The sequence below is a fragment of the Halorubrum sp. SP9 genome, assembly GCF_005435015.1.
In the GTDB taxonomy this organism is placed as follows: Archaea; Halobacteriota; Halobacteria; order Halobacteriales; family Haloferacaceae; genus Halorubrum; species Halorubrum sodomense.
The window spans coordinates 1-385 of the sequence record NZ_SGXU01000457.1; the positions used below are offsets into that span (position 1 = coordinate 1).

The following is a 385-nucleotide window of genomic DNA, read 5'->3' on the forward strand; positions in this document are numbered from 1 at the left end:
ATGTTGAACCCGCGCTACCGGTACATGCACCGGCCGGTGCTCGTCGGGCTCTGCGTGGGCGTGATGGCGCCGCTCATCGGCACCTTCCTCGTCCACCGCCAGCTCGCGCTGATCGGGGACGCGCTGGCGCACACGGCGTTCGCCGGGGTCGCGGTCGGGCTCTTCCTCAACGCCGTCATCGACCTCGGGGTGTCGCCGTACCTCACCGCGGTCGTCGTGGCGATGATCGCCGCGCTGTTCATCGAGCTCATCTCCGAGACGACCGACGCGTACAACGACGTCTCGATGGCGATCGTCCTCTCGACGGGGTTCGCGCTGGGGACGACGCTCATCAGCCTCAACGCGGGCGGGCTCGCGGTCGGGGTGAACCAGTTCCTCTTCGGGA

Annotated in this window: 1 protein-coding gene; it reads left to right on the forward strand. The window is 68.6% G+C overall.

What is annotated here, in order from left to right; all coding sequences use genetic code 11:
• Positions 1-385: metal ABC transporter permease (locus EXE45_RS18235; protein ID WP_137695148.1), on the forward strand; the 385-nt coding region annotated here is incomplete at both ends.